Raw genomic sequence first — 24338 nt, 5'->3', positions numbered from 1 at the left:
CGTTTTCGATTTCCGAGCCGGTTCAGAGGAGATGTCGCGCGGGATCCATCCGCTCGTGCAGGATGCGCAGGACATCGAGGTATCGTTCGGCGACGCGGTAGTAGACACCGTGCGAACCCACCCGAATGCGCCAGAGGTCCGGCGCGACGTCGATCGCTCGTCTGCCGCGGCCCCGTCCGGACGCGACGCGTTCCACGGCGGCAGCGATCGACCGAACGTAATCCTCGGCTTTCTCCCGACCCCATCTCTCGATTGTAGATCGGCGGATGCTCATCAGACCGCTGTCCGCTTTCGTGCGGAAGCGAACCCGCCTCACCGATCCTCCAGACGCGCGCGCGCGAGAAACTCCTCGACATCGAACGGCTCCTCCTCGAAGCCGCTCGCCTCGCCCTCCGCGATCGCCTCCCGCAGCGCCTCGATCCGCTCGGCGTCCGCGAGCAGCGCCAGCGCCTCGCGCACGGCGTCCGACGGCGAGGCGTAACGGCCCTCGGCGACGGCGTTCTCCAGGAACACCGCGTCCTCCTCCGACAACTCGATCGTCTTGTGCACGGTCATGGCTTGTGCACGGTCATGGCGGTCTCCTCCGGGCGTCTGCTTCCTGCCTCGGCCGCCGCGCGGCCGCAAGCTGGCGTCTTGTGCCCTGAGGCAATGACGACTACCTTTACTGTCAGCAGACAGGAGCACCCATGCCGAGGCCGGTCCCGATCCCGAGCGGCGAGACGCCCGCCTCGCCGGTCGTCACGCAGGAGGAAGCGGCCGCCATGCTGCGGGCGGCGTTCAACCTGTTCGGCCTGTGGGGGCTGTCGGACGCGCAAGCGCGGGTGCTCCTCGGCCAGCCGAGCCCGTCGACCTTCTACCGCTGGAAGCGCGGCGAGATCGGGACGATCCCGCACGACACGGTCTGGCGGCTCGGCGACCTGATGGGCGTCCACAAAGCCCTGCGCTATCTCTTCGCCGAGCCGGCGCGGGGCTATGCCTGGATCGCCAAGCCCAACGCCGCCTTCGGTGGACGCTCGGCGCTCGATCGCATGCTCGCAGGCGCGCCGAGCGACATCACCGCCGTGCGCGCCTACCTCGACGCCGAGCGGGGCGGCTGGTGACGGCGCCGGCCCGCGTCGAGGTCGACTGGCCGACGAGCCACCGCATCATCCGCACCGTCTACCCGCCGGTCTGGCTGTTCGAGGACATCGCCGATCCGGCCGACTGGGACCTCATCGCGAGCGCGGAGGCGAAGACGAACCCGCGCGTCCGCGACGAGCTCGGGGATCTCTCCCTGGTCCCACCGGAGCGGCGCGTGTCCGGGGCGACGGCGAGCCTTGTGATGGGGGCCTTCACGCATTGCTCGCCCGACCGACCGGGGCGGTTCTCGGACGGGCGCTTCGGCGTCTGGTACTGCGGCGCGGTCTTCGAGGTGGCGCTGATGGAGACGATCCATCACTTCGCGCGCTTCATGCGGGCGACGGACGAGCCGCCGGGCGACGCCCTCTATCGTGAGCTCGTCGCCGGCATCGGCGGGACGTTGGCGGATCTGCGCGCCGGCTTCGACGATTGTCTCGCGCCGGACGACTGGCGTGCCGGCCAGACCCTCGGCGCCACCCTGCGGACGGACGGCGCGGACGGCGTGCTGTACCCGAGCGTTCGCTATCCGGAGGGGCTCGCCGCCGCGCTTTTCTGGCCGGACCGTGTTCGCCTGCCGGTCACGCAGGCGCGCACCCTGCAGTACCACTGGGACGGTGGCGAGGTGACCCGCTACTTCGTCATCGGAGAGGAGCGCTGGCGCCCGCTCCCCGGCGCCGCCTGAGCCCCGCCCTCCTCACCGCACCACCAGCCCCTCGATCGCTCCCACGTTCCGCCCGCCGGTGTCGTCCGCGTCCGAGGCCACGGCGACGCCCACCAGGATGCCCGGCTCCTCGCCGAAGGCGGCGCGGTGGTCGGCGGCGAGGTCGACGTCCTCCGCCAGCCAGCGGCCCTCCGGCGCGCCCGACGGGCGGCGGATGACGTAGACGCCGCGCCCGCGCGTGTAGGGGTTCTCGACCATCTGCCCGCGGGCGCCGTCGCCGCCGAAGACGTAGACGAGGAGCCGGCCGCGGCCCGACAGCAGCAGGGAGCGCAGGCTCGAGCGCCCGGCCTCGGCCTGGCGGCGGTCGGCCTCGGGGGCGAAGGCGAAATAGAGCGCGAGCGCCCGGTCGTCGCCGCCGCGCTGGCCCAGATCGGTGGGCGGCGGGCCCTCGTCCACGCGCCAGCGCCAGGCCGCGCGGGTCGCGTCGAAGGCGGACGCCGGCAGCCGCTTGGCGATGACCGAGGAACTCTGCGCCGCATCGACGGCGAGCGCGCCGGATGCTTGCGCGGCGTAGGTGGTGGCGGGAATGCCGCGGAAGGTGATCGCCTCCCAGCCGGCCGCATCGAGGCTCGGGCCGAAGGGAACCGGCGTCTCGGCGAGAGCGGGCGCGGCGAAGAGGGTGGAGAGCGCGAGGGCGGCGGCGAGGCGAAGGCGGCGGGTCATGCGGGCTCCGGGAAGTGTTGGGAGCGCCACGCTACGACGGCCGGAGGGGCCGCGCTCCTGACATCTCCTCACGAAGCCGCGAGCGACACCGCCCCCCGGAAGCGGCGCCGATACGCCCCGGGCGTGGTGCCGAGGCGCGATCGGAAATGGTGGCGCAGCGTCGTCGTCGCGCCGAAGCCCGCCGCGGCGGCGACGTCGTCGAGGGAGGCGTCGGTCGTCTCGAGCAGCGTCCGCGCTCGGGCGAGGCGCTCGGCGAGCAGCCATTCCGCCGGCGCCAGCCCGGTGGCGGCCTTGAAGCGCCGCAGGAAGGTGCGCACGCTCATGCCGGCCTCCGTCGCCATCGAGGCGATGGTGTGCGGCCGGTCGAGCCGGGCGCGCAGGGCGTCGAGCAGCGGCCCGAGCCGCGCGCCCTCCCGCGGGCGCGGTACCGGCGCCTCGACGAACTGCGCCTGCCCGCCCTCTCGGTGGGGCGGCACCACGAGCCGGCGCGCCACGGAATTCGCGGCCTCGGCCCCGAAATCGCGCCGGATCAGGTGGAGGCACAGGTCGATCCCCGCCGCGCTGCCCGCGGCGGTGAGGACGTCGCCCTCGTCGACATAGAGCACGTCCGGCCGCACGGTCAGGTCCGGATAGGCGGCGGCGAGGGCGGCGGCGTAGCGCCAATGGGTCGTGCAGGCCTTCCCCGCCAGCAGCCCCGCGGCGGCGAGCACGAACACGCCGGAGCACAGGGACAGCACGCGCGCGCCGCGGGCATGGGCGCGGCCGAGCGCATCGCGGATCGCCGCCGGGACGGGTGCGTCCGCCCCGCGCCAGCCGGGGACGACGATGGTCCCCGCCTCGTCCAGCAGTTCCGGCCCGCCGTCGCACAGGACGCGCACGCCCCCCATCGCCCGCAGCGGCCCGGGCTCCGCGGCGGCGACGGCGAAGCGATACCAGCCCGGCCCCATCTCGGGCCGCGCCAGCCCGAAGATCTCGACGGCGACGCCGAACTCGAAGGTGCACAGCCCGTCATAGGCGAGCGCGACGACGAGCGGGTTCTCGGGCGGGCGGGGCAGGGGACGGCGCGGGGCGGTGGGCGTGATTGGCATGATCTTGACGCTAGTCGGCGATCGCGCCGCTCGCAAGCGTTCAGGCAGGGGGGCATGCTCCGTGCAGCTCGTCGTGAAGAGAGGAGACACCATGCCCACCGAGGTCACCGCCGTACCCGCCGCCGCCTCCGCCGAGGCCGAGCGCCATTTCGCGGCCAAGCTCGCCTTCGAGACCGATTGCGACGACGTCCACACGGCGCTCGCCGCCGGAACGGCGGATTTCGCGCTCTTCGACGTCCGCGGCGCGACGGCCTATGCGCGCGGTCACGTGCCCGGCGCGGCCAACCTGCCGCGGCGGTCGATCTCGGCCGAGCGCCTCGCGGAGATCCCGCCGACGACCCTGCTGGTCGTCTACTGCGCCGGCCCCCATTGCAACGGGGCCGACAAGGCGGCGCTCGCGCTGGCGCGGCTCGGGCGACCGGTGAAGATCATGATCGGCGGCATGACGGGATGGGTCGACGAGGGCTTCGCCGTCGTGGCCGGCGACGCTCCCGGCGGGCTCGCACCGGCTTCGCGAGGGCTTTCCTAACGACCGTGGATAAGCTTACTCTCAGTCGTAAACGGGGGCTGAGAGATGAATCCGCTGATTACATTGGCGCTGCAATTCGCGCCGGACGTCGCCCGCGCCTTCGCCGGGGACAAGGGCGGCCGGGTGGCGGCGTCCGTCACCGACGCGGTCGCGCAGGCGGCGGGCACGTCCGACGCCGCCGCCGCGCAGATCGCGCTGGCGCAGGACCCGGCGAAGCTCGCGGACCTGCGCATCAGGCTCGCGCAGATCGCCGCGGACGCGGAGACGCAGCGCCGCGCGAACGAGCTGGACGAGCTCAAGGCGCAGATCGCCGACACCGAGAACGCGCGCGCCACCTTCGCCGAGCTCGCCAAGTCGGGCAACGTGGTCGGGTGGGCGCCGGTCATCGTGTCGATCATCGTCGTGACCGGCTTCTTCGTCATCCTCGCCTGGCTGATCGTGCGCGAGCCGGGGCTGACGGGCGATTCGAGCGTGCTGCAGCTCGTCAACATCACGATCGGCGCGCTCACGGCGGCCTTCGCCACGGTGGTGAACTTCTGGCTCGGCTCCTCCCACGGCTCGCGCATCAAGGACCAGCTCTCGGCGGCGCTGCAGGCGCAATCCGCGGCGAGCGGCGCCGGGCGCACCGCCGCCGCCCTCGGCGCGCATTCCGCGCGCATCGACGCCGCCGTCGACGCGCTCAACGCGCGGACGTCACAGGCGCCCGCGCCCGTGCCGCCGCCGCGCCCCGCGGATCTCGCGCCGCCGCCGGCCGCTCCGACGACCGCCGCCCAGCCGCCGACGGCCTCCGACGCCGACGCGCGCTTCGAGCGCTCGGTGACGCTCGTGCTCGAGCTCGAAGGCGGGTACGTCGACAACCCCGCCGACCCGGGCGGGGCGACCAACATGGGCATCACGCTCGATACGCTGCGCGCCTGGCGCCACGATCCGTCGCTCACCGCGCAGGACGTGAAGACCCTCACCGAGGCGGAGGCGAAGCAGATCTATCGGGCGAACTATTGGGACGTGATGCGGTGCGACGACCTGCCTGCGGGCGTCGACCTCAGCGTCTTCGATTTCGGCGTCAATGCCGGGCCGAGCCGTTCGGTCAAGCTGCTGCAGCAGCTCGTCGGCGCGACGCAGGACGGGATCATGGGGCCGAACACGCTGGCCGCCGTCGCGACGAAGCAGCCCGTGCCCTTGATCGAGAGCTTCGCCGACGGCCGGCTCGACTACTACAAGTCCCTCTCCACCTATTCGACCTTCGGCCGGGGCTGGACGAACCGCACCGAGCGGGTGGAGCAGGAGGCGCTCTCCATGGCCGGCGCCTGAGCCGGCCCGCCCTTCTCGCACGCCTCTTGCAAAGCCGCCGGCGCTGCCGCATCAGGGAAGCGGCACGGGAGACGGGCATGGCCGAGACGACGACGCGAGAGACCGCCATCGAGGAGCCGCGCGGGGAGCTCACCGTGCGCACGCTGGCCATGCCCTCCGACACCAACGCCAACGGCGACATCTTCGGCGGCTGGGTGCTCTCGCAGATGGACCAGGCCGGCGGCATCGCCGGCGTCGAGCGCGCCCGCGGCCGCGTCGTCACCATCGCGGTCGACGCCATGACCTTCATCCGCCCGGTGAAGGTCGGCGACGTCCTGTGCGTCTACACCGAGGTGGAGCACGTCGGCCGCACCTCGATGAAGATCCACATCGAGGCCTGGGCCCGTCGCTTCATGACCAACCAGCGCGAGAAAGTCACGGTCGCGACTTTCACCTTCGTGGCGATCGACGACGAGGGAAGGCCGCGGCCGATTCCGGCGGGGTGAGGCGCAGCCGGTTGGGTCTTCCTTACATTATCTGAGTCTCACTCCTCGGAAGCAGCCGCGTCGACGTCTGCAAGCACATAGCCGCCCGCAGGAAGAACGGACGGAAACCGATCGATTCTCGCGGCCCATTCGGCCGCAATGGGGGAAAGCCAGCGCGTCACTTCGTAGATGGCGGCATGATGCCGAGCGAGATCCCAGTGGAGGATGGGTTCGTGGTGAGCCACACGGTTGCGCAGGATTCTGACAGGGTTCAGGCGACGGCTGAAATCCTTGCGAGCGAGACGCTTGCCATCCGAGCGCAAGGCGATTTCGACAAGGCCCTCGCGCCACAAATTCTCGTAGGCCGGGCTGAACATCGCCGTCCAGAAGCTGAATGAAAGCGCTGCGACCACGCGGCCGGGTGTCGGCCCCTTTCCCTCGCGTGCAAGATCTTCGATCGCAGTCGCCACCTGCTCACGCTGGTTCGGAGCTTTCAAGAGGTCATCGACCTCGAACCAGCCTTTGCCATGAAGCTTGGACATGCGCTCGTGAATACGGTTGCGTAGGGCGACCTCCAGGATTTGGAGGGGAATGTAGAGCGACTCCGACAGCCTTGCGTTTAGTTCGTAGAGGGCAAGAGCGCGCTCGCGATCGTTCTCCGCCCAGATCACGTATCGAGCGAAACGCTCCAGCGATAGTGCGGCCTCCATGTCGGACGGTGTGGGCATTCTCGAAGTCCTCGGTGCGTGGAAAATGCGCTTGCACGATCGGTATGGCTGGCATACAAATCGTGCCGGACACCCCGGTTACGCCTCTGCCTCAGGCATGCGGCCGGGGTACTTTTTTGCGCGTCGATGCTTCTGCGTTTCGGCGCGCTTCGCGGCTTCGCTCGCCTCCTGTCGCTTCTGGCGCGCTTGGGCGAACTCCGGCTCGATTTACCCACCTTGTGACGCCTCACCCCCGCGACGCCGTCGGCGCGCTGACGTCCACCACCGTGCCCTCCGGGTCGCGCAGGAGCATCCGCCGCTGGCCGTAGGGCATGTCGGTGGGCGGCTCAAGCACCGAGGCGCCCATCGCCACGGCCGTGGCGTGGACCGCATCGCAATCGGCGACGACGAAGGTGAGGAGCACGCCCGCGGGCGCGGCGCGGGCCGCCTCGGGGACGATGGCGTTGCCGCGCTCCAGGATGCCGAGCTCGAGCCCCGGGATGCCGGCATGGGTGAGGATGACGAACCAGTCCGAATCGAAGTGCCGCGTCATGCCGAGCAGCCGCTCGTAGAAGCGGGCCGTGCCGTCGACGTCGGACGCGAGGACGTTGGTGAAGGCGCGTTGCATGAGGACCTCCTGGCCGCGGCGGCGGGGCGGTCCCCGCCGGATCAGAGCTTCGTCCGCAGCTGCCACAATTCCGGAAAGAACGGCTTCTCCAGCACGCCCTTGAGGTAGGATACCCCGGCCGAGCCGCCGGTGCCACGGCGAAAGCCGATGATGCGCTCGACCGTGGTCACGTGCCGGAAGCGCCATTGGCGCATCAGGTCCTCGAGATCGACCAGCTCCTCGGCGAGCTCGTAGAGGTCGAACAGCTCCTCCGAGCGGCGGTAGACCTGCTCCCAGACGGCCTCCAGCGCCGGGTCGTAGGCGTGCGGCTCGCGCACGTCGCGCTCGAGCTGGTGGGCGGGCACCGGAAGGCCGCGCCTGGCGAGGAGGCGGATCGCCTCGTCGTAGATCGAGGGCGCCTCGTAGGCGGCGAGAAGCGGCGCGTGGCGCGCAGGGTTGTGGGCGTGGGGCTTGAGCATGCCCGCGTTCTTGGCGCCGAGCTTGAACTCGATCATGCGGTACTGGAAGGACTGGAAGCCGCTCGACGCCCCCAGCCGCTCGCGGAAGGCGAGGTAGTCCGCCGGCGTCATGGTGGAGAGCACGTTCCAGGCGCTGACCAGCTGCTCCTGGATGCGCCCGCAGCGCGCCAGCGCCTTGAAGGCCGGCCGGGGGCGGTCCTCCCGCACCGCGCCCATCGCGGCGTCGAGCTCGTGGATGAAGAGCTTCATCCAGAGTTCCTGCACCTGGTGGATGGTGATGAACAGGTGCTCGTCGTGCTGCGTCGAGAGCGGATGGTGGGCGGAAAGGAGGGTGTCCAGGCCGAGATAGTCGCCGTAGGACATGTCCTTCGAGAAGTCGGTCTTGACGCCGTCGTCCGCCATGGGAGGCTCCTCGTCGCGGGAATGGTTGAAGCTTGAAATATCCGGCGCGCCGGCACAAGCTCGCGCCGCCGAAAAAGAGAGAACGCCCGATGCTCGACCTGCGCTCCCACTTCTCCCGCTATCGCGAGGCCGCGCCCGGGCGCCTCCACCTCGCCGCGCACAGCCATCATTACTGGCCGGACGTGACGCGCGAGGCGCAGCTCCAGGCGTGGGACGACGCGGCGCGCCTCGCGGACCGCAAATGGGGCCACGTGCTCGGGCCGGTCTGGGAGGCGGCGCAGGGCCACGTCGCCCGGGTGCTGTCGCTGCCCGATCCGAAAAGCGTCGTCTTCGGCCAGAACACCTTCGATTTCTGGGTGCGGCTGTTCTCCTGCATGCCCACCGACCGCCCGACGCGGGTGCTCGCGACCGACGGGGAGTTCCACTCCTTCAACCGCTATTCCCGCCGCCTCGCCGAGGACGGGCTGATCGACCTCGTCACCGTGCCGGTCGAGCCCTTCGCCACCTTCGAGGCGCGCTTCGCCGAGGAGGCCGCGAAAGGCGCGAAAGGGGGAGGATGGGACATCGTGCTGTTCAGCCAGGTGCTGTTCGGCTCGGGCCGCGTGATCGCCGACATGGAGGCCCTCGTCGCCGCCGTCCCCGACCGCGACACCTTCGTCGTGATCGACGGCTATCACGGCTTCCTCGCCCTGCCGACGGACCTGTCGCGGCTGGCGGGCCGGGTGTTCTACATGTCGGGGGGCTACAAGTACGTGATGAGCGGTGAGGGCGTCGCCTTCATGCATTGCCCGCCGGGCTACGGGGAGCGGCCGCGGGCGACCGGATGGTACGCCGCCTTCGGCGCGCTCACCGCGCGCCAGGAGGGGGAGGTGCCGTATGCCGAGGACGGCTTCCGCTTCATGGGCGCGACCTTCGACCCCACCGCCTTCTACCGCTTCAACGCCGTGATGGACTGGCTCTCGACGGTCGGCGTCGACGCGGCGGAGGCGCACGCCCACGCCCATGCCTGCCAGCGCGCCTTCGTCGCCGGGCTCGAGGCGGAAGGCGCAACGCTGCGCCGCGCGGAGCTGGTCGTGGGTCTCGACGAGGCGCGGCGCGCGAACTTCCTCGCCTTCCGCCGCCCGGACGCCGGGGACCTGCACCAGCGGCTGATGGCGGCCGACATCGTCACCGACGTGCGCGCGGATGTCCTGCGCTTCGGCTTCGGGCTTTATCACGCGGTGGAGGACATGGGCGAGGCCGCCCGGCGGGTGGCGGCGGCGCTGGGGTGAACGGCTTTGGCGTTCATCAATCGTTAGCCGGATCGACCCTATCCTCCCTCATGCGCGCGACCCTGCCAGCCCTCGTCCCGGCCCTGGCTCTCCTCGCGGCGCTCCTCGCGCCGGCCGTCGCGCGCGCCTCCTTCTCCGACCTGCCGCCCGTCGTCCAGGACAAGGCGCTCGCCATGGTCGAGGCCTGCCAGCGCGCGGGCGGCTTTCCCGGCGATCCGATGATGGCGATCGAGCGCGTCGACCTCGAGGACGACGGCCGCCCCGACGCCGTCCTCGACCAGAACCGGTTCGACTGCCGTGGTGCGCAGTCGATGCACTGCCCCTCGATCGGCTGCGAGACCTTCGTCTTCCTCAACCGCCGCTGGGGCGGCTGGAAGCAGGCGCTGAGCCTGGTGGGCTCCTACTGCATCGAGTACGGCGAGCGCCCGCCGCGCTTCGTCTCGATCCAGCGGAATTTCTCCTTCAACGGCGGCTCGGAGATCCTCAACGTGCGCTACCGCTTCCGGCGCGGGATGTATTTCCAGGACGGGCGCGGCAGCTGCTGATCAGGCCGCCACCAGCGCCGAGATCCCGTCCACCGCGAACTGCACCGCGAGCGCCGCGAGGATGACGCCGAGGAGCCGCGTGAGCACGATGTTGCCCGTCACGCCGAGGAGCCGCGCCACGCGCTCGGCCGCGAGGAAGGCGAGAAAGCAGATCGCCACCCCGACCGCGATCACCGCGACGAGCGAGATCTGCAGAACCGGCTCCCCCGCCGCGCGCCCCGCGAGCAGGATCACCGCCGTGATCGCGCCGGGGCCGGCCATCAGCGGGATCGCGAGCGGGAAGGCGGCGACGTTGCGGACGTGGTCGAGGGTGATCGCCGTCTGCGCCGTCTCGCGCTTGCGCTCGGTGCGGCGCTCGAAGATCATCTCGAAGGCGATGTAGAAGAGCAGGATCCCCCCCGCGATGCGGAAGGCCGGCAGCCCGACGCCCAGCGCCTGCAGCAGCAATTCCCCGCCGAAGCCGAAGAAGAGCAGGATCGCGAAGGCGATCAGGCAGGCGCGCACGCCGACGCCGCGGCGCTGCTCCTTCGTCATGCCGTTCGTCACCGACAGGAAGATCGGCGCGAGCCCGGGCGGATCGAGCGTGACGAGCAGCGTGACGAAGGCGGCCCAGAGGAAATCGGCGTCGGGCATTTCTGTCCTGGCGAGGCGAGGCGAGGGGAGGGGACCCGGGTGGGCTTAGCCGAAACGGGCGGGGGCGTCGACCGGTTCGCGCGTCGGCGGGTCCTTCGCCCAGCGAAGTGTTGCATCCGGGCGCGAGCGTGAAAGACTGGCGCCGCCTCATCGCCTGCGAGCCCGTCCCCATGCGCTTCGACCTCCTCGACTCCCTCTCCCTTGCCGGCTCGCCCGAGCGCCCGAACGAGGACGCCTGCGGGGCGGCGGGCGCGTTCGCCTGGGCGATCGACGGGGCTATCCTGCCGGGGACGGCGCCGATCATGGACGCGGCCTCCGACGCCGTGTGGCTCGTGCGCTACGCCGACGCCCGGCTCGCCGCGCTGGCGCCGCAGGCGAGCGATGCGGCGGGGCTCGTGCTCGCCGTGATCGAGGAGGCGCGGGCGCTCTTCCTCGCCCGCGTGGAGGAGACCGGCCGGCACGAGCGGCTGGAGCGGCACACCTGGCCGGCGGCGGCGCTCACCCTCGCGCAGGCGAAGCCCGGCCGGATCGAGACGCTCACCCTCGCCGACACGATCGCCTATGTCCGCGACGAGGCGGGGGGCGTCTATACGCTGGGCGAGGCGCCCGAGCTGCGCCGGGCGGAGAGCGCTCTCGCCGCCCGCCTGATGCGCGAGACCGGGACCGACGTGGAGGGCATGCGCAGGACCGAAGCCTACCGCGCCGATTCCGAGCGGCGGCGCCGGGCCATGGTGGAGAGCGCGCCGGCGATCTTCGGGCTCCATCCCGACGCGGTGGCGCTCGCCGAGCGCGGCGCGCTCGACCTCGACGGCGAGACGCACGTGCTGCTGGCGAGCGACGGCTTCTCGGCGCTGGTCGAGCTCTACCGCGACCGGGACGCGACGGCGCTGATGGAGGGGGCGATCGGCGAGGGGCTCGCCCCGCTCGCGACGCGGCTTCGCGAGATCGAGACCGAGATCGACCCCACGGGCGCGCGCTTCCCGCGCTTCAAGCGCAGCGACGACGCCACCGCGATCCTGGTGCGCGCGACGCTGTGAGATCGCGCGGCGCGCGCGCTTGCGCGGCGGGGCCCGCGCGCCTACATCCGCGCCAGCGGGTCGCGCCGCCCGCATGGCGGCTTTTCGTCTTGGACGAGACGCCGCGCCCGTGCTAGAGCCGGCGCGACCCTTTCGAAGACGACGAGCGGCCCGCCTCGCGCGGGGCCGCTCCAGGCTGTTCCGATGCAAACCGTACTCATCATCGTCCACCTGATCATCGTGCTCGCCCTCGTCGGCGTGGTGCTGCTGCAGCGCTCCGAAGGCGGCGGCCTCGGCATGGGCGGCGGCTCCTCCGGCGGCGGCGGGTTCATGACCGGTCGCGGCCAGGCGAACGCGCTCACCCGCACCACGGCAGTGCTCGCGGGGCTGTTCTTCGCGACCAGCCTCGGCCTCGCCGTCCTCGCCGGATACGAGCGCGCGCCGACCTCGGTGATCGATACGCTGCCGCTCTCCTCGCCGCCGACGCAGCCCTCCGCGCCCGGCGAGGCCCCGGCGGGACCGGGCGTTCTCGAGCAGCTCCAGCAGATGCAGGGCGACGAGCCCGCCGGGCCTCAGGTTCCGCAGTCGCGCTGACGGTCCCTCACGACCGGGTCTGAGAACGGGCCGGGAAACCGGCCCGTCGCATTTGCGTTCGCGACGAAGGACCCCCGCTCGGCGCGGCCCCCGCCGCGCCGTTTCCGAACTCGGGCCGCATGCCCCGCGGCCCTCACGTGTGGATGAGCACGGCCGCGCGCGATTCGCCGCTTGCGAATCGCGAGGGCCGTCATGAAGGTCGAGGTCCATGACGCGGTACGTATTCATCACCGGCGGCGTGGTGTCATCGCTCGGGAAAGGGCTCGCCTCGGCGGCCCTCGGGGCGGTGCTGCAGGCGCGCGGCTACAAGGTCCGCCTGCGCAAGCTCGACCCCTACCTCAACGTCGACCCGGGCACGATGAGCCCGTACCAGCACGGCGAGGTCTTCGTCACCGACGACGGCGCCGAGACCGATCTCGATCTCGGCCATTACGAGCGCTTCACCGGCGTACCGGCGACGAAGCAGGACAACATCACCACCGGTAGGATCTACCAGGACATCATCACCAAGGAGCGGCGCGGGGACTATCTCGGCGCGACGATCCAGGTGATCCCGCACGTGACGAACGCCATCAAGGACTTCGTCCTGACCGGCAACGAGGGCTACGACTTCGTGCTGGTCGAGATCGGCGGCACGGTGGGCGACATCGAGGGCCTGCCCTTCTTCGAGGCGATCCGCCAGCTCGGCAACGAGCTGCCGCGCGGCCACGCCATCTACATCCACCTGACGCTGCTCCCCTTCATCCCCTCCGCCGGCGAGCTGAAGACGAAGCCGACGCAGCACTCGGTCGCCGAGCTGCGCTCCATCGGCATCCAGCCCGACATCCTGCTGTGCCGCTGCGACCGGCCGATCCCGCGCGAGGAGCGCCGCAAGCTGGCGCTGTTCTGCAATGTCCGCGAGACGGCGGTGATCGAGGCGCGCGACGTGCCCTCGATCTACGAGGTGCCGCTCTCCTACCACGCCGAGGGGCTCGACACCGAGGTGCTCGCCGCCTTCGGCCTCGCGGACGCGCCCGAGCCCGATCTCTCGACCTGGGAGGACATCGTCAGCCGGGTGAAGAACCCCGAGGGCGAGGTCACGATCGCCATCGTCGGCAAGTACACGGGGCTCAAGGACGCCTACAAGAGCCTGATCGAGGCGCTCAATCACGGCGGCATCGCCAACCGGGTGAAGGTCAATCTCGAGTGGATCGAAAGCGAGATCTTCGAGCAGTCCGACCCCGCCCCCTATCTCGAGAACGTCAACGGCATCCTGGTGCCGGGCGGCTTCGGTCAGCGGGGCTCCGAGGGCAAGATCCAGGCGGTGCGCTTCGCCCGCGAGCGCAACATCCCCTATTTCGGCATCTGCTTCGGCATGCAGATGGCCTGCATCGAGACCGCGCGCTCGCTGGCCGGCGTCGACCTCGCCGGCTCGACGGAGTTCGGCGAGACGGCCGAGCCGGTGGTCGGCCTGATGACGGAATGGATGCGCGGCAACGAGCTCGAGCGCCGCGCCCAGGCCGGCGATCTCGGCGGCACGATGCGGCTCGGCGCCTATTCGGCGACGCTCGCCGACGGCTGCCGCGTCTCCGAGATCTACGGCGCGACCGAGATCTCCGAGCGTCACCGCCACCGCTACGAGGTCAACATGGCGTATCGCGAGCGGCTGGAGGAGGCGGGCCTGAAGGTCTGCGGCGTCTCGCCCGACGGGCTCCTGCCGGAGATCGTGGAGCGCGAGGACCACCCCTGGTTCGTCGGCGTGCAGTTCCACCCGGAGCTGAAGTCCAGGCCCTTCGAGCCGCATCCGCTGTTCCGCAGCTTCATCGAGGCGGCTTTGGTGCAATCGCGGCTCGTCTGACGCGGGCCTTCCCTCTCGCGCGCGGCCCGCGGACCGTGCTAAGAGCGGCGCTCCGTCAAACAGACTCGCGAGAGCCGATCATGTCCGCCTCGACCGCGCCCGAGACCGCCACCGACACGCCGAAGGCGAAGACGCCGATGCGCGCCGTGCCGGCCGGCTCGCCGCTCGAGGGCGTCATGCGCCAGATCGGCCGCGCCGCCCGCGCCGCCGCGCGCACGCTGTCGGTGACCTCCGCCGAGGCGAAGGACGCGGCCCTGCGGGCGGCGGCCGCCGCGATCCGCGCGGACGAGGCGACGATCCTCTCCGAGAACGCGGCCGACGTGGAGGCCGCCCGCGCCGCCGGCCAGGCCGCCTCCTATCTCGACCGCCTGGCGCTGACGCCCGAGCGGGTGGAGGCGATCGCGGCCGCGGTGGAGAGCATCGCCGCGCTGCCCGATCCCGTGGGCCGCGTGCTCGCCACCTTCGAGCGGCCGAACGGGCTCCTCATCGAGCGGGTCGCGACCCCGCTCGGCGTCATCGGCGTGATCTTCGAGGCGCGCCCCAACGTCACGGCGGACGCCGGCGCGCTCTGCCTCAAGGCCGGCAATTCCGCCATCCTGCGCACCGGCTCGGATTCGATCCGCGGGGCGACCGCGATCGCCAACGCCATGCGCCGCGGGCTGAAGCAGGCGGGCCTGCCGCCCGACGCGATCCAGCTCGTGCCCTCGAAGGATCGCGCGGCGGTGGGGATGATGCTGGCGGGCCTCGACGGCAACGTCGACGTCATCGTGCCCCGGGGCGGCAAGAGCCTCGTCGCCCGCGTCCAGGCCGAGGCGCGCGTACCGGTCTTCGCGCATCTGGAAGGCATCTGCCACGTCTACGTCCACGCGGCCGCCGATCTGGAGATGGCGCAGGCGATCGTGAAGAACGCCAAGCTGCGCCGCACCGGCATCTGTGGCGCGGCGGAGACGCTCCTCGTCGACCGCGCCTGCGCGGACACGCACCTCGCCCCCCTCGTGACCATGCTGCTCGATTCCGGCTGCGCCGTGCGCGGGGACGAGGCCGCGCAGGCCGTCGATCCGCAGGTCGCGCCGGCGAGCGAGGAGGACTGGCGCACGGAATATCTCGACGCGATCATCGCCGTGAAGGTGGTGGACGGGATCGAGGCGGCCATGGCGCACATCGCGACCTACGGCTCGAGCCACACCGAGTCGATCGTCACGGACGACGCGGCGGCGGCCGAGCGCTTCCTCGCGGAAGTGGACTCCGCCATCGTGATGCACAACGCCTCGACCCAGTTCGCCGACGGCGGCGAGTTCGGCTTCGGCGCCGAGATCGGCATCGCCACGGGGCGGATGCACGCCCGCGGGCCGGTGGGCGTCGAGCAGCTCACCTCGTTCAAGTACCGCGTGCGCGGCGCGGGGCAGACGCGGCCGTGATCCGCCTGCCGCCGGCCGCGGCCGGGATGCGCATCGGTCTGTTCGGCGGGTCGTTCAACCCGCCGCATTCCGGCCACCTGCATGCCGGGCGCATGGCTTTGCGCCGGCTCGGGCTCGACCGGCTCTGGTGGCTCGTGACGCCGGGCAATCCGCTGAAGGAGCGCGCGGGCCTGCCCACCCTGCCGGAGCGCATGGCGGCCGCGCGGGCGCTGGCGCGCGATCCGCGCATCGTCGTCACCGGCTTCGAGGCCGAGCTGCCCACGCCCTACACGATCGAGACGATCCGCTTCCTCCAGCGCCGCCTGCCGGGCGTGCGCTTCGTCTGGATCATGGGCGCCGACGGGCTCGCGAGCTTCCATCGCTGGCAGGAGTGGGAGGAAATCGCCGCGCGCGTGCCGATCGCCGTGATCGACCGGCCGGGGCAGACGCTGCGCGCGCCCTTCGCGAAGGCGGCTCGGGTCCTCGCGCCCGCGCGCCTGCCGGAGGCCGAGGCGCGGGCGCTGGCGGAAAGCGAGACGCCGGCCTGGGTGTTCCTGCACGGTCGGCGATCGCCCCTGTCCTCGACGGCGCTGCGGGCGCGAGGGCAGGTGGAGGTCGTGCAGAGCGGGGGTGAAAAACATCCGGTCGTTTGTTGACCGCGAGGGTCCGGGGCGGCAGAATGTTGCCAGGATGTTCTCGGGAGGGCGCGATGCCGAGGAGAGCGAACCATACGGCCGCCGACTTTCTGGCCGGAGACGAGACGTGGCTCGAAGAATTGGCCGAGATGGCGTCTCGTCCGCGCAGGACGTCTCGTTATCTGGATGACGCCGCACTGCGCCGCATCCGCGCTAGGGCGGACGCCAGCTATCGGCGCGCCGACAGGGAGCTGCAGAACCGGTTCCCCCAATTCTATCCAGGACGAGAGCATGGCGCCGGCGGCTGAAGAGGCGCGCGTCTTCGCGGTTTTGCGCGAGGCCGGCGCGCCGATCGTGGCGTCTGTCGCCTTCAGCCTGTACACGCAGGCCAAGCACGAGTGGGCCCGCGATTTCGAGCATCGCGAGAAGCGCCGGCCCACGGACGACGAGGTGGCCGGGTTCGTTCGCAGCTACGGCGCGATCACGCTGGAGGTGTTGCTCGCCGAGGGTGAGCGCGTGTTCGAGGACGCCGCGATAGAAAGCGTCGAGATCGCCCGCCCGGCCATCGTCGCCGAGGCCTTGCGCGGCGGGTTCTGGCGGGCGTTCTGGCCGTCCTTCGTCGCGACGGTGGCGTTCTCGCTCGCGCTGGCGCTCGTCGCCTTCTCGGCGGCGCTGCTCGGGTTCGGGCTGCCGGTGGCGATCTCGGTCGCGCGCGGGTGACGCGCGGGCGGACGCCGAGAGGGTAGATCATCGTTGAAATTCGGCCCCATCGGGCGCACATTGGCAACAGGCGGCACAGGATGCCGTCGCAAGCGCAGAAAGGACATGACGCTGGCTCAAGTGTCTCCGCGCGAAGCGGAAACCGCGCCGCTTCCCGCCCGTCACGAGGCGGACGCCTCGCAGGACGGCGAAATCCTGTCCCTGGCCAAGGATTGTCTCGACGACATGAAGGCCGAGGACGTCGTCGAGATCGACCTCGTCGGCAAGACGTCGGTCGCCGACGCGATGCTGGTGGCCACGGGCCGCTCGGATCGCCACGTCAACGCGATCGCGGATCGGATCATCCAGACGCTGAAGGACAAGGGCCACGGCGCGCCGCGCGTCGAGGGCATGCCCGCATGCGACTGGGTGCTGATCGACGCCGGCGACGTCATCGTGCACGTGTTCCGTCCCGAGGTCCGCACGTTCTACAATCTCGAGAAGATGTGGGGCGCGGATCGGCCGGCCGAGCGCATCGGCGGCTGAGACGGTCGTGCGGCTCGCGATCCTGGCGGTCGGCCGCCTGAAGGCCGGCCCGGAGCGCGAGCTCGTCGAGCGCTATGCCGGGCGCGCCGGCGCGCTCGCCCGCACGCTCGGCCTGTCCGGGCCGGACATGACCGAGATCGCCGAATCGCGGGCGCGCCGCGAGGCGGATCGTCGCGCCGAGGAAGGAGCGGCGATCCTCGCCAAGGCGAGTGAGGGGGCCCTGATCGCCCTCGACGAGCGCGGCCGCGCCCTCGACAGTCCGGGCTTCTCCGCGAAGCTCGGCGTTTGGCGCGATGCCGGCCGGCCCGCGGCGACCTTCGTCATCGGCGGGCCCGACGGGCTCGACGAGGCGGTGCGGGCGCGCGCCGAACTCGTCCTCTCCTTCGGCGGGCTGACCATCCCCCACCAGCTGGTCCGCGTGCTCGTCGCGGAGCAGGTTTACCGCGCGTTCACCATTCTCGCCGGACATCCCTATCATCGCGTCGGCGACGAGAAGGCCTGACCATGTTCCGGCGGACGCCGCGACCCATCCGGGCGATCGGATCGCCGCCCGCCCTGGCGCTGGCGGCGGCGCTCGGGCTGGGCGTGCTCGCCGTGGCGGCGCCGGCCTGGGACGCGCGCGCCCAGAACGCGCCCGCCGCGCCCGCGACGTCCGACCCGGCCGGCGTCGATCCCGACGCGCTCGAGTCGGAGGCGGCCGAGACCGAGGCCGCCCGTGCGGCCCGCGCCGCCGAGCTCGAGGCCCTGCGGGAGGCGCTGGACGACGCGGCGACGCGGCGCCGCGCGCTCGACGCCGAGATCGCGACGCTCTCCCAGGATCGCGCCCGGCTGAACGAGGCCCTCATCGAGACGACCGCTCGCATCCGCGGCCTGGAGGCGCGGGCGGGCGACCTCGAGGAGCGACTGTCGGTGCTGCTCGGCTCGGAAGCGGCGATCCGCCGCTCGCTCGAGAGCCGGCGCGACGTGATCGTGGAGGTGCTCGCCGCGCTCCAGCGCATGGGCCGGCGCCCGCCGCCCGCGGTGCTGGTGCGCCCGGAGGACATCCTCGCCGCGGTCCGTACCTCGATGCTGCTCGGCTCGGTCGTCCCGGAGCTGCGCGCCGAGACAGAGGCCCTCGCCGCCGACCTCGAGGAGCTGGTGCGCCTGCGCCGCGCCATCGCCACCGATCGCGCCACCCTGGCCGCCGAGCTCGAGGCCCTCGCCGACGAGCGGGCCCGGCTCACGGCGTTGGTCGAGGCGCGGCAGGCACGCCTCGCGACGGCGCGGGCCGACGCGGAGGCGCAAGCGGCGCGCACGGCGGCGCTGGCCGGCGAGGCCGCGAGCCTGGAGGAGCTGATCACGGGCATGGAGCGCGAGATCGCCGCCGCTCGCGAAGCCGCCGCGGCGGCGCGCGCCGCGACGCAGGCGCGCATCGACGCGACCCGCGCCCGTTTCGAGGAAGCCGGGTTCCGCGATCCGGCCCGTCTCGCCCCGGCGCTGCCCTTCGCCGAGGCGCGCGGCCTTCTGCCGCGACCCGTGGCCGGAGAGACGCTGCGCGCATTCGGCGCACCCGACGGCTATGGCGGGCGTACGCAAGGCATCTCACTTTCGACACGTCCGGGCGAGATCGTGACCGCGCCCGCAGACGGTTGGGTGGCGTTCGCGGGACCCTTTCGGTCCTTCGAGCGTCTCTTGATCATCAACGCGGGCGGGGGATACTATCTTCTCCTCGCAGGGATGGAGACCATCACGGTCGACGTCGGCCAGTTCGTCCTCGCGGGAGAGCCCGTCGGCGTCATGGGCGCCGAATCGGCCCTGTCTCCAGCGGCCGGCGCCATGGAGACGACGGACCCGGTTCTGTACGTCGAGTTCAAGAAGGACGGTGGATCGATCGATCCGGCGCCCTGGTGGCAAGAACAGCAAGGCGAAGAGGTTCGCGGATAATGCGCAAGCTTTCCCTCCTGATGATCGGTGCGGCGATGGGCGCCGGTGCGGCGACCGTGGTGTCGCAGCCGACGCTCCTGTCGGGCACGAGCGCGATCGCGGCCTCCGCCGAGACCTACCGGCAGCTCAGCCTGTTCGGCGACGTCTTCGAGAAGGTGCGCACGGACTACGTCGAGGCGCCGGAGGAGGCCGCCCTGATCGAGGCGGCCATCAACGGCATGCTCACCTCGCTCGATCCGCATTCGAGCTATCTCGATCCCAAGAGCTTCCGCGACATGCAGGTGCAGACGCGCGGCGAGTTCGGCGGGCTCGGCATCGAGGTCACGATGGAGGAAGGCCTGGTCAAGGTCGTCACCCCCATCGACGATACGCCGGCGGCGAAGGCGGGCGTGCTCGCCAACGACCTGATCACCCATATCGACGGCGAGGAGGTGCAGGGCCTGACCCTGAACCAGGCCGTCGACCTGATGCGGGGCCCGGTCAATTCCTCGGTCGATCTGCGGATCCGCCGCGGCGAGGGCGCCGAGCCGATCACGGTCTCGATCACCCGTGACATCATCCGCATCCGCCCGGTGCGTTGGCGCGCCGAGGACGACGTCGGCTACCTGCGCGTGACGCAGTTCAACGAGCAGACCTACCCGAACCTCGAGAAGGCCATCGCCGAGCTCACCGAGGAGATCGGCGAGGAGCGGCTCAAGGGCTTCGTGCTCGACCTGCGCAACAATCCGGGCGGCCTGCTCGACCAGGCGATCATGGTGTCCGACGCGTTCCTCGACCGCGGCGAGATCGTCTCGACCCGGGGCCGAAACGCGGCCGAGACGCAGCGCTTCTCCGCCCGCTCGGGCGACCTCACCGACGGCAAGCAGGTCGTGGTGCTCGTCAACGGCGGGTCGGCCTCCGCGTCCGAGATCGTCGCCGGCGCCCTTCAGGACCACGAGCGCGCCACGGTCATCGGCACGCGCTCCTTCGGCAAGGGATCGGTGCAGACCATCATTCCCCTCGGCGGAACGGGCGCGCTGCGCCTGACCACGGCGCGCTACTACACGCCGTCCGGCCGCTCCATCCAGGCGGTGGGCATCGATCCGGACACGATCGTGCTGCAGAACGTCCCCGAGGAGCTTCGCGGTCGCGATGCGGTCGAGGGCGAGGCGGGCCTGCGCGGCCACCTCTCCAACGGCGAGGAGGAGGAGATGCCCGCGTCCTCCGCCTACGTGCCGCCGGATCCCGAGGACGACACGCAGATCGCCGCCGCCATCGCGATCCTGCGCGGCGAGCGCATCGAGACGGCGATCGACTCCGCCGCGCGCGAGCCCGAGGCCGAGACGGTTCCGAACTGAGGATAAGCCGCGACGCGGCGGCGCTTCGTCCGCCGTGTCGCCACCCTGCACTCGACGGCCCGCCTTCGATGCTCGACATTGGAGGCGGGCCGTTGCGATTCGGCCCCGGCGAGAGGGCCGGTATCACGGGTGAGGGGAGCGGAGACGGGTCCTGTGTCCAGCGCATCCGACGACCTGACGACGCCGCTCGGCGCGGATCGCGAGGCGAGGAAGCCCTCGGCCTGGGCGCGCTCGCCGCTGGCGCGGCTGCCGCTCGGGCGGATCGCCTCCGGCGCGCTGATGGCGTCCGCCGCCCTGATCGGCGGCTATCTCGCCCTCGCCGACGATCCGATGGGCGGCGAGCCGCACGCCGTCGTCGAGATCCGCGACGGCGCATCCCCCGAAGGCGCGGCCGCGAGCCCGCCGCAGAGCGGCCTCGCCCTGATCCAGGACCTGCCGCGCCAGGGACCGCGGGCGACCGCCGTCGAGGTGGAGCGCGCCTCCGGCGTCGACGTGATGCGCCCCGACGGCGCGGCCGATTCGGGCGCCTTGATCATCCAGGTGCCGCAGGACGGCTCCGCGGCGCCCTCGCAGGCCGATCTCGCCGGCGGCGGTCTCGCCCCGGCGCCGGACCCGCGCCTCGTCGAGCGCACACGCTACGGGCTCCTGCCGCGCATCGGCGAGGACGGCGCGACGCCGCTTTCCGTCTACGCGCGCCCGGCCGCGCCGCTCGTGGCTTCCGAGAGCACACGGGTCGCCATCCTGGTCACCGGGCTCGGCATCAGCCAGACGGGTACCGCCGAGGCCATCGACCGGCTCCCGGGCGACGTCAGCCTCGCCTTCGCACCCTATGGCGGCGATCTCGACCGGCACGTGGCGCGAGCGCGAGAGGACGGGCACGAGATCTTCCTGCAGGCGCCGATGGAGCCCTTCGACTACCCCGCCAGCGACCCGGGCCCGCATACGCTCACCACCGCCGCCTCCGCCGACGACAATCGCGACCGGCTGCATTGGCTGATGGGGCGCTTCACCGGCTATGTCGGCGTGGTGAACTTCATGGGCGGGCGGCTCACCGCCGACGACGCGGCATTTCGGCCGATCCTCGCCGAGATCGGCGGGCGTGGGCTCGGCTTCGTCGACGACGGCTCCTCCTCGCGGACGCGCGCACCGGCGCTCGCCGGCGCGCTGGGCCTCCCGGCGGCGCAGGCCGATCTCGTTCTGGACACCGTCCCCGATCCCGACCGGATCGACGCCGCGCTCGCCCGGCTGGAGACCCTCGCCCGGGATCGCGGCTTCGCGTTCGCCACCGCGAGCGCGCTGCCGATGACGGTGGAGCGCATCGCCGCCTGGGCCGCCGAGGCCGAGCGGCGGGGCGTGCGCCTGACGCCGGTCTCCGCCACGCTCGCCGTCCCCACCGGAGGCTAGGATGCCAGACGAGAAGCCGCCCTACCGCCCTTGTGTCGGCGTCGCTTTGTTCAACCGCGAAGGTCTCGTCTTCGTCGGCAAGCGTATCCCCGAATCCGGCCCGGAGCACGTCGAGGGCCCCTATGTCTGGCAGATGCCGCAGGGCGGCATCGACCCGGGCGAGGATCCGCTCCTCGCGGCGCGTCGCGAGCTGCTCGAGGAGACCAACGTCTCGAGCGCCAGCCTCCTCGGCGAGGCGGCCGATTGGTACGCCTACGACCTGCCCGACACGGTCGCCGCGCAGGCCTGGAAGGGCAAATGGCGCGGCCAGACGCAGAAATGGTTCGCCTTCCGCTTCGAGGGCGAGGAGAGCGAGATCGACATCGCCTCCCCGGCCGGGCACGCGCCCGAGTTCGAGGCCTGGCGCTGGGAGCGGCTCGAGCGCCTGCCGGAGCTGATCATCCCCTTCAAGCGCCCCGTCTACGAGCGGGTCGTGGCCGATTTCGCCCGCTTCGCGGCGGTGTGACCGCCCTCGTCATCGCCGCGTCACGCGAATCGCGCATCAGAGGCTGATGAGCGACGCCATCGACCGTCTGTACCGCGCCGTCCTCGCCGCCCGGAACGAGGACGTGGCGACCTCGAAGACCGCCCGGCTTCTCGCCGCGGGCCTGCCCAAGATGGGCAAGAAGCTCGCCGAGGAAGCCGTCGAGACCGCGCTCGACGCGCAGGGCGGCGATACCGGCCGGATCGTCGCCGAGAGCGCCGACCTGATCTATCATCTCACGGTCCTGTGGGCCGGCGCCGGGATCGAGCCGCGCCAGGTCTGGGAGGAGATGGAGCGGCGCGAGCGGCATTACGGCATCGCGGCGAAGGTGCCGAAGTCCGAGCGCAAGCGCGCCCCTGACGCGCGCCAGCGCCTGCGCTAGCTTCGTTGCGCGAACGCGACCCGGAGACACCCCGATGACGAAGCCGACGGCCGAGAGCGGCGCGCCGCCCACCGATGCGCCCGCCGGCGCGCCGGCGCATCCGAGCCTCGGCGAGGCCTTCCGGGTCTGGGCGCGGGTCGCCGCGCTCTCCTTCGGCGGGCCGGCGGGGCAGATCGCGGTGATGCACCGCATCGTCGTCGAGGAGAAGCGCTGGGTCTCGGAGAGCCGGTTCCTGCACGCCTTGAACTATTGCATGCTGCTGCCCGGCCCGGAGGCGCAGCAGCTCGCCACCTATCTCGGCTGGCTCACCCACCGGACGCTCGGCGGCGTGATGGCGGGGCTCTTGTTCATCCTGCCGGGCGCCGTCTCGATCCTGGCGCTGTCCATCGTCTACGCGCTCTACGGGAACGTCGGCTTCGTCGCGGCCCTGTTCTTCGGGCTGAAGGCGGCGGTTCTCGCCATCGTTCTCCAGGCGCTGGCGAGGCTCTCGGGCAAGGCCCTGCGCAACGGCGCGATGTGGGCGCTCGCAGCGGCGGCCTTCGTCGGCATCTTCTTCTTCTCGGTGCCTTTCCCGGTCATCGTCATCGGCGCGGGCCTGATCGGCTTCCTGGCCGCGCGCGCGGGCGCGCCCGCCTTCCTGCCGCCGCCGAAGAACGCACAGGCCGCCGACGATCCGCGCGGCGACTACCTCGTCGGCGATCGCCTGCCGCCGCACGCGAGGCCGACCGCGCGCGCGACGCTGCGAGTCGCGGGCGTGTGCCTCACGATCTGGCTCGTTCCCGTGGCCGCGCTCTTCCTCGCGCTCGGGCCGACGGACACCTACACGCAGATCGCGCTGTTCTTCTCGCAGATGGCGATGGTGACCTTCGGCGGCGCCTACGCCGTCCTCGCCTATGTCGCGCAGCAGGCGGTGGAGGCCTATGGCTGGCTCGCGCCCGGCGAGATGCTCGATGGTCTCGGCATGGCGGAGACGACGCCGGGGCCGCTGATCATGGTCCTGCAATATGTCGGCTTCCTCGCCGCCTTCCGCGATCCGGGAGGGCTCGACCCGGTGCTGGCCGGCGCGCTCGGTGGGCTGCTCGCGACCTGGGTCACCTTCGCGCCCTGCTTCCTGTGGATCTTCCTCGGCGCGCCCTGGATCGAACGCCTGCGCGAGAACAGGCCGCTCGCCGGCACGCTCTCGGCGATCACGGCGGCGGTGGTGGGCGTGATCCTGAACCTCGCGCTCTGGTTCTCGATCCACGTCCTCTTCCGCGAGACCGTGCCGGTCCTCACCGCCGGGCTCGATTTCGCGGCGCCGGTCCTCGGGAGCGTCGACCCGTGGGCGACGCTGCTTTCGGCGGCGGCGCTCCTCGCCGTGTTCCGCTTCGAGGCGGGCATGCTCGTCGTGCTGGCCGGGGCGGCGGGGGCGGGCGTCGTCCTGCATCTCGCGGGGCTCGTCGCCTGAGCGCGACCGGCCGCCGCCACATGAAGCGAAGCTGAACGGGCCGCTCAGGCTCGGTTCCG

General features: G+C 71.7%; 29 protein-coding genes. 21 read left to right on the top strand and 8 right to left on the bottom strand.

What is annotated here, in order from left to right:
- Nucleotides 1-22: 22 nt before the first annotated feature.
- Nucleotides 23-316, bottom strand: a complete 294-nt coding sequence (locus tag ABL310_RS18835) for a type II toxin-antitoxin system RelE/ParE family toxin (protein ID WP_349368534.1) — start codon at nucleotides 314-316, stop codon at nucleotides 23-25.
- Nucleotides 313-555, bottom strand: a complete 243-nt coding sequence (locus ABL310_RS18830; RefSeq protein WP_349368533.1) for a type II toxin-antitoxin system ParD family antitoxin — start codon at nucleotides 553-555, stop codon at nucleotides 313-315. Before ABL310_RS18830 ends, ABL310_RS18835 begins: the two co-directional genes overlap by 4 nt.
- 131 nt (nucleotides 556-686) lie before the next feature.
- Between ABL310_RS18830 and ABL310_RS18825 the strand changes: the two genes are divergently transcribed.
- Nucleotides 687-1100 (top strand): MbcA/ParS/Xre antitoxin family protein, encoded by a 414-nt coding sequence (locus ABL310_RS18825; RefSeq protein WP_349368532.1) that lies wholly within the window; start codon nucleotides 687-689, stop codon nucleotides 1098-1100.
- Nucleotides 1097-1801, top strand: coding sequence for an RES family NAD+ phosphorylase (locus ABL310_RS18820; RefSeq protein WP_349368531.1), 705 nt, complete (start codon nucleotides 1097-1099; stop codon nucleotides 1799-1801). Before ABL310_RS18825 ends, ABL310_RS18820 begins: the two co-directional genes overlap by 4 nt.
- Before the next feature lie 12 nt (nucleotides 1802-1813).
- Here ABL310_RS18820 and ABL310_RS18815 read toward each other — a convergent pair whose 3' ends face one another.
- The gene (locus ABL310_RS18815) at nucleotides 1814-2503 is read right to left on the bottom strand and encodes a DUF3047 domain-containing protein (RefSeq protein ID WP_349368530.1); all 690 of its coding nucleotides are present in this window, start codon (nucleotides 2501-2503) and stop codon (nucleotides 1814-1816) included.
- A 68-nt stretch (nucleotides 2504-2571) separates the two neighbouring features.
- Nucleotides 2572-3591 carry a transcriptional regulator FtrA gene (gene ftrA / locus ABL310_RS18810; protein WP_349368529.1) on the bottom strand — a complete coding sequence of 340 codons (1020 nt, stop codon included), beginning with the start codon at nucleotides 3589-3591 and terminating at the stop codon, nucleotides 2572-2574.
- A gap of 91 nt (nucleotides 3592-3682) precedes the next feature.
- On the opposite strand from ftrA, the gene ABL310_RS18805 reads away from it, so the two are divergent.
- The 3 genes from ABL310_RS18805 (at nucleotide 3683) to ABL310_RS18795 (ending at nucleotide 5916) form a co-directional block, all read left to right on the top strand.
- On the top strand, nucleotides 3683-4120 hold the full coding sequence (locus tag ABL310_RS18805; RefSeq protein WP_349368528.1) for a rhodanese-like domain-containing protein: 438 nt from the start codon (nucleotides 3683-3685) through the stop codon (nucleotides 4118-4120).
- A 45-nt stretch (nucleotides 4121-4165) separates the two neighbouring features.
- Nucleotides 4166-5431, top strand: coding sequence for a glycosyl hydrolase 108 family protein (locus ABL310_RS18800; RefSeq protein ID WP_349368527.1), 1266 nt, complete (start codon nucleotides 4166-4168; stop codon nucleotides 5429-5431).
- A 77-nt stretch (nucleotides 5432-5508) separates the two neighbouring features.
- A complete protein-coding gene (locus ABL310_RS18795) occupies nucleotides 5509-5916 on the top strand; it encodes an acyl-CoA thioesterase (RefSeq protein WP_349368526.1) in 408 nt (135 codons plus the stop codon).
- 38 nt (nucleotides 5917-5954) lie between these two features.
- Here the strand turns inward: ABL310_RS18795 and ABL310_RS18790 are convergent, their stop codons facing one another.
- The 3 genes from ABL310_RS18790 to kynA form a co-directional block, all read right to left on the bottom strand.
- A complete protein-coding gene (locus ABL310_RS18790) occupies nucleotides 5955-6623 on the bottom strand; it encodes an Abi family protein (RefSeq protein ID WP_349368525.1) in 669 nt (222 codons plus the stop codon).
- Between the two features lie 226 nt (nucleotides 6624-6849).
- Entirely contained in the window at nucleotides 6850-7230 is a 381-nt protein-coding gene (locus tag ABL310_RS18785; RefSeq protein WP_349368524.1) for a VOC family protein, read from the bottom strand.
- Between the two features lie 41 nt (nucleotides 7231-7271).
- Nucleotides 7272-8090, bottom strand: coding sequence for a tryptophan 2,3-dioxygenase (gene kynA, locus ABL310_RS18780; protein WP_349368523.1), 819 nt, complete (start codon nucleotides 8088-8090; stop codon nucleotides 7272-7274).
- An 89-nt stretch (nucleotides 8091-8179) separates the two neighbouring features.
- Between kynA and ABL310_RS18775 the strand changes: the two genes are divergently transcribed.
- Nucleotides 8180-9361 carry an aminotransferase class V-fold PLP-dependent enzyme gene (locus ABL310_RS18775; RefSeq protein WP_349368522.1) on the top strand — a complete coding sequence of 394 codons (1182 nt, stop codon included), beginning with the start codon at nucleotides 8180-8182 and terminating at the stop codon, nucleotides 9359-9361.
- A gap of 50 nt (nucleotides 9362-9411) precedes the next feature.
- Nucleotides 9412-9906, top strand: coding sequence for a hypothetical protein (locus ABL310_RS18770; protein ID WP_349368521.1), 495 nt, complete (start codon nucleotides 9412-9414; stop codon nucleotides 9904-9906).
- On the opposite strand, the gene ABL310_RS18765 is transcribed toward ABL310_RS18770, so the two are convergent.
- Entirely contained in the window at nucleotides 9907-10539 is a 633-nt protein-coding gene (locus tag ABL310_RS18765) for a MarC family protein (RefSeq protein WP_349368520.1), read from the bottom strand.
- A gap of 170 nt (nucleotides 10540-10709) precedes the next feature.
- Here ABL310_RS18765 and ABL310_RS18760 point away from each other — a divergent pair, with 170 nt between their 5' ends.
- The 14 genes from ABL310_RS18760 to chrA all read left to right on the top strand — a co-directional run bounded on the left by ABL310_RS18760 (nucleotide 10710) and on the right by chrA (nucleotide 24279).
- A complete protein-coding gene (locus ABL310_RS18760) occupies nucleotides 10710-11576 on the top strand; it encodes a hypothetical protein (protein ID WP_349368519.1) in 867 nt (288 codons plus the stop codon).
- A 183-nt stretch (nucleotides 11577-11759) separates the two neighbouring features.
- A complete protein-coding gene (gene secG, locus ABL310_RS18755; protein WP_349368518.1) occupies nucleotides 11760-12149 on the top strand; it encodes a preprotein translocase subunit SecG in 390 nt (129 codons plus the stop codon).
- A 208-nt stretch (nucleotides 12150-12357) separates the two neighbouring features.
- The gene (locus ABL310_RS18750) at nucleotides 12358-13986 is read left to right on the top strand and encodes a CTP synthase (protein ID WP_349368517.1); all 1629 of its coding nucleotides are present in this window, start codon (nucleotides 12358-12360) and stop codon (nucleotides 13984-13986) included.
- A gap of 137 nt (nucleotides 13987-14123) precedes the next feature.
- Entirely contained in the window at nucleotides 14124-15404 is a 1281-nt protein-coding gene (locus ABL310_RS18745) for a glutamate-5-semialdehyde dehydrogenase (RefSeq protein WP_349372091.1), read from the top strand.
- Nucleotides 15401-16039, top strand: a complete 639-nt coding sequence (locus ABL310_RS18740) for a nicotinate-nucleotide adenylyltransferase (RefSeq protein ID WP_349368516.1) — start codon at nucleotides 15401-15403, stop codon at nucleotides 16037-16039. The genes ABL310_RS18745 and ABL310_RS18740 overlap by 4 nt, the downstream gene beginning before the upstream one ends.
- 270 nt (nucleotides 16040-16309) lie before the next feature.
- Nucleotides 16310-16738, top strand: coding sequence for a hypothetical protein (locus ABL310_RS18735; RefSeq protein ID WP_349368515.1), 429 nt, complete (start codon nucleotides 16310-16312; stop codon nucleotides 16736-16738).
- A 105-nt stretch (nucleotides 16739-16843) separates the two neighbouring features.
- Nucleotides 16844-17263: a ribosome silencing factor gene (rsfS, locus tag ABL310_RS18730; RefSeq protein ID WP_349368514.1), complete on the top strand. Its 420-nt coding sequence runs from the start codon at nucleotides 16844-16846 to the stop codon at nucleotides 17261-17263.
- A 7-nt stretch (nucleotides 17264-17270) separates the two neighbouring features.
- The gene (rlmH, locus tag ABL310_RS18725; RefSeq protein WP_349368513.1) at nucleotides 17271-17765 is read left to right on the top strand and encodes a 23S rRNA (pseudouridine(1915)-N(3))-methyltransferase RlmH; all 495 of its coding nucleotides are present in this window, start codon (nucleotides 17271-17273) and stop codon (nucleotides 17763-17765) included.
- Nucleotides 17766-17767: 2 nt separating this feature from the next.
- Nucleotides 17768-19186, top strand: coding sequence for a peptidoglycan DD-metalloendopeptidase family protein (locus ABL310_RS18720; protein WP_349368512.1), 1419 nt, complete (start codon nucleotides 17768-17770; stop codon nucleotides 19184-19186).
- Nucleotides 19186-20523 carry a S41 family peptidase gene (locus ABL310_RS18715; RefSeq protein WP_349368511.1) on the top strand — a complete coding sequence of 446 codons (1338 nt, stop codon included), beginning with the start codon at nucleotides 19186-19188 and terminating at the stop codon, nucleotides 20521-20523. The genes ABL310_RS18720 and ABL310_RS18715 overlap by 1 nt, the downstream gene beginning before the upstream one ends.
- A 153-nt stretch (nucleotides 20524-20676) precedes the next feature.
- Nucleotides 20677-21927 (top strand): divergent polysaccharide deacetylase family protein, encoded by a 1251-nt coding sequence (locus tag ABL310_RS18710; protein WP_349368510.1) that lies wholly within the window; start codon nucleotides 20677-20679, stop codon nucleotides 21925-21927.
- 1 nt (nucleotide 21928) lies between these two features.
- A complete protein-coding gene (locus ABL310_RS18705) occupies nucleotides 21929-22432 on the top strand; it encodes an RNA pyrophosphohydrolase (RefSeq protein WP_349368509.1) in 504 nt (167 codons plus the stop codon).
- Nucleotides 22433-22478: 46 nt separating this feature from the next.
- Complete coding sequence (gene hisE / locus ABL310_RS18700) at nucleotides 22479-22832, top strand: phosphoribosyl-ATP diphosphatase (protein ID WP_349368508.1); 354 nt, start codon at nucleotides 22479-22481, stop codon at nucleotides 22830-22832.
- A 34-nt stretch (nucleotides 22833-22866) separates the two neighbouring features.
- On the top strand, nucleotides 22867-24279 hold the full coding sequence (chrA, locus tag ABL310_RS18695; protein WP_349368507.1) for a chromate efflux transporter: 1413 nt from the start codon (nucleotides 22867-22869) through the stop codon (nucleotides 24277-24279).
- Nucleotides 24280-24338 lie beyond the last annotated feature (59 nt).

Source organism: Salinarimonas sp., from assembly GCF_040111675.1.
GTDB lineage: Bacteria > Pseudomonadota > Alphaproteobacteria > Rhizobiales > Beijerinckiaceae > Salinarimonas.
The sequence above is the reverse complement of the archived record's forward strand: the minus strand, read 5'-3'. Positions and strand labels throughout refer to the sequence as shown.

Bases quoted from the DNA above. Each gene is read 5' to 3' on its own strand.
- ABL310_RS18830 (WP_349368533.1), bottom strand. From the start codon at position 555: ATGACCGTGCACAAGACGATCGAGTTGTCGGAGGAGGACGCGGTGTTC.
- ABL310_RS18825 (WP_349368532.1), top strand. From the start codon at position 687: ATGCCGAGGCCGGTCCCGATCCCGAGCGGCGAGACGCCCGCCTCGCCG.
- ABL310_RS18815 (WP_349368530.1), bottom strand. From the start codon at position 2,503: ATGACCCGCCGCCTTCGCCTCGCCGCCGCCCTCGCGCTCTCCACCCTC.
- ftrA (WP_349368529.1), bottom strand. From the start codon at position 3,591: ATGCCAATCACGCCCACCGCCCCGCGCCGTCCCCTGCCCCGCCCGCCC.
- ABL310_RS18805 (WP_349368528.1), top strand. From the start codon at position 3,683: ATGCCCACCGAGGTCACCGCCGTACCCGCCGCCGCCTCCGCCGAGGCC.
- ABL310_RS18800 (WP_349368527.1), top strand. From the start codon at position 4,166: ATGAATCCGCTGATTACATTGGCGCTGCAATTCGCGCCGGACGTCGCC.
- ABL310_RS18795 (WP_349368526.1), top strand. From the start codon at position 5,509: ATGGCCGAGACGACGACGCGAGAGACCGCCATCGAGGAGCCGCGCGGG.
- ABL310_RS18790 (WP_349368525.1), bottom strand. From the start codon at position 6,623: ATGCCCACACCGTCCGACATGGAGGCCGCACTATCGCTGGAGCGTTTC.
- ABL310_RS18785 (WP_349368524.1), bottom strand. From the start codon at position 7,230: ATGCAACGCGCCTTCACCAACGTCCTCGCGTCCGACGTCGACGGCACG.
- kynA (WP_349368523.1), bottom strand. From the start codon at position 8,090: ATGGCGGACGACGGCGTCAAGACCGACTTCTCGAAGGACATGTCCTAC.
- ABL310_RS18775 (WP_349368522.1), top strand. From the start codon at position 8,180: ATGCTCGACCTGCGCTCCCACTTCTCCCGCTATCGCGAGGCCGCGCCC.
- ABL310_RS18770 (WP_349368521.1), top strand. From the start codon at position 9,412: ATGCGCGCGACCCTGCCAGCCCTCGTCCCGGCCCTGGCTCTCCTCGCG.
- ABL310_RS18765 (WP_349368520.1), bottom strand. From the start codon at position 10,539: ATGCCCGACGCCGATTTCCTCTGGGCCGCCTTCGTCACGCTGCTCGTC.
- ABL310_RS18760 (WP_349368519.1), top strand. From the start codon at position 10,710: ATGCGCTTCGACCTCCTCGACTCCCTCTCCCTTGCCGGCTCGCCCGAG.
- secG (WP_349368518.1), top strand. From the start codon at position 11,760: ATGCAAACCGTACTCATCATCGTCCACCTGATCATCGTGCTCGCCCTC.
- ABL310_RS18750 (WP_349368517.1), top strand. From the start codon at position 12,358: ATGACGCGGTACGTATTCATCACCGGCGGCGTGGTGTCATCGCTCGGG.
- ABL310_RS18745 (WP_349372091.1), top strand. From the start codon at position 14,124: ATGCGCGCCGTGCCGGCCGGCTCGCCGCTCGAGGGCGTCATGCGCCAG.
- ABL310_RS18735 (WP_349368515.1), top strand. From the start codon at position 16,310: ATGGCGCCGGCGGCTGAAGAGGCGCGCGTCTTCGCGGTTTTGCGCGAG.
- rsfS (WP_349368514.1), top strand. From the start codon at position 16,844: ATGACGCTGGCTCAAGTGTCTCCGCGCGAAGCGGAAACCGCGCCGCTT.
- ABL310_RS18720 (WP_349368512.1), top strand. From the start codon at position 17,768: ATGTTCCGGCGGACGCCGCGACCCATCCGGGCGATCGGATCGCCGCCC.
- ABL310_RS18715 (WP_349368511.1), top strand. From the start codon at position 19,186: ATGCGCAAGCTTTCCCTCCTGATGATCGGTGCGGCGATGGGCGCCGGT.
- ABL310_RS18705 (WP_349368509.1), top strand. From the start codon at position 21,929: ATGCCAGACGAGAAGCCGCCCTACCGCCCTTGTGTCGGCGTCGCTTTG.
- hisE (WP_349368508.1), top strand. From the start codon at position 22,479: ATGAGCGACGCCATCGACCGTCTGTACCGCGCCGTCCTCGCCGCCCGG.
- chrA (WP_349368507.1), top strand. From the start codon at position 22,867: ATGACGAAGCCGACGGCCGAGAGCGGCGCGCCGCCCACCGATGCGCCC.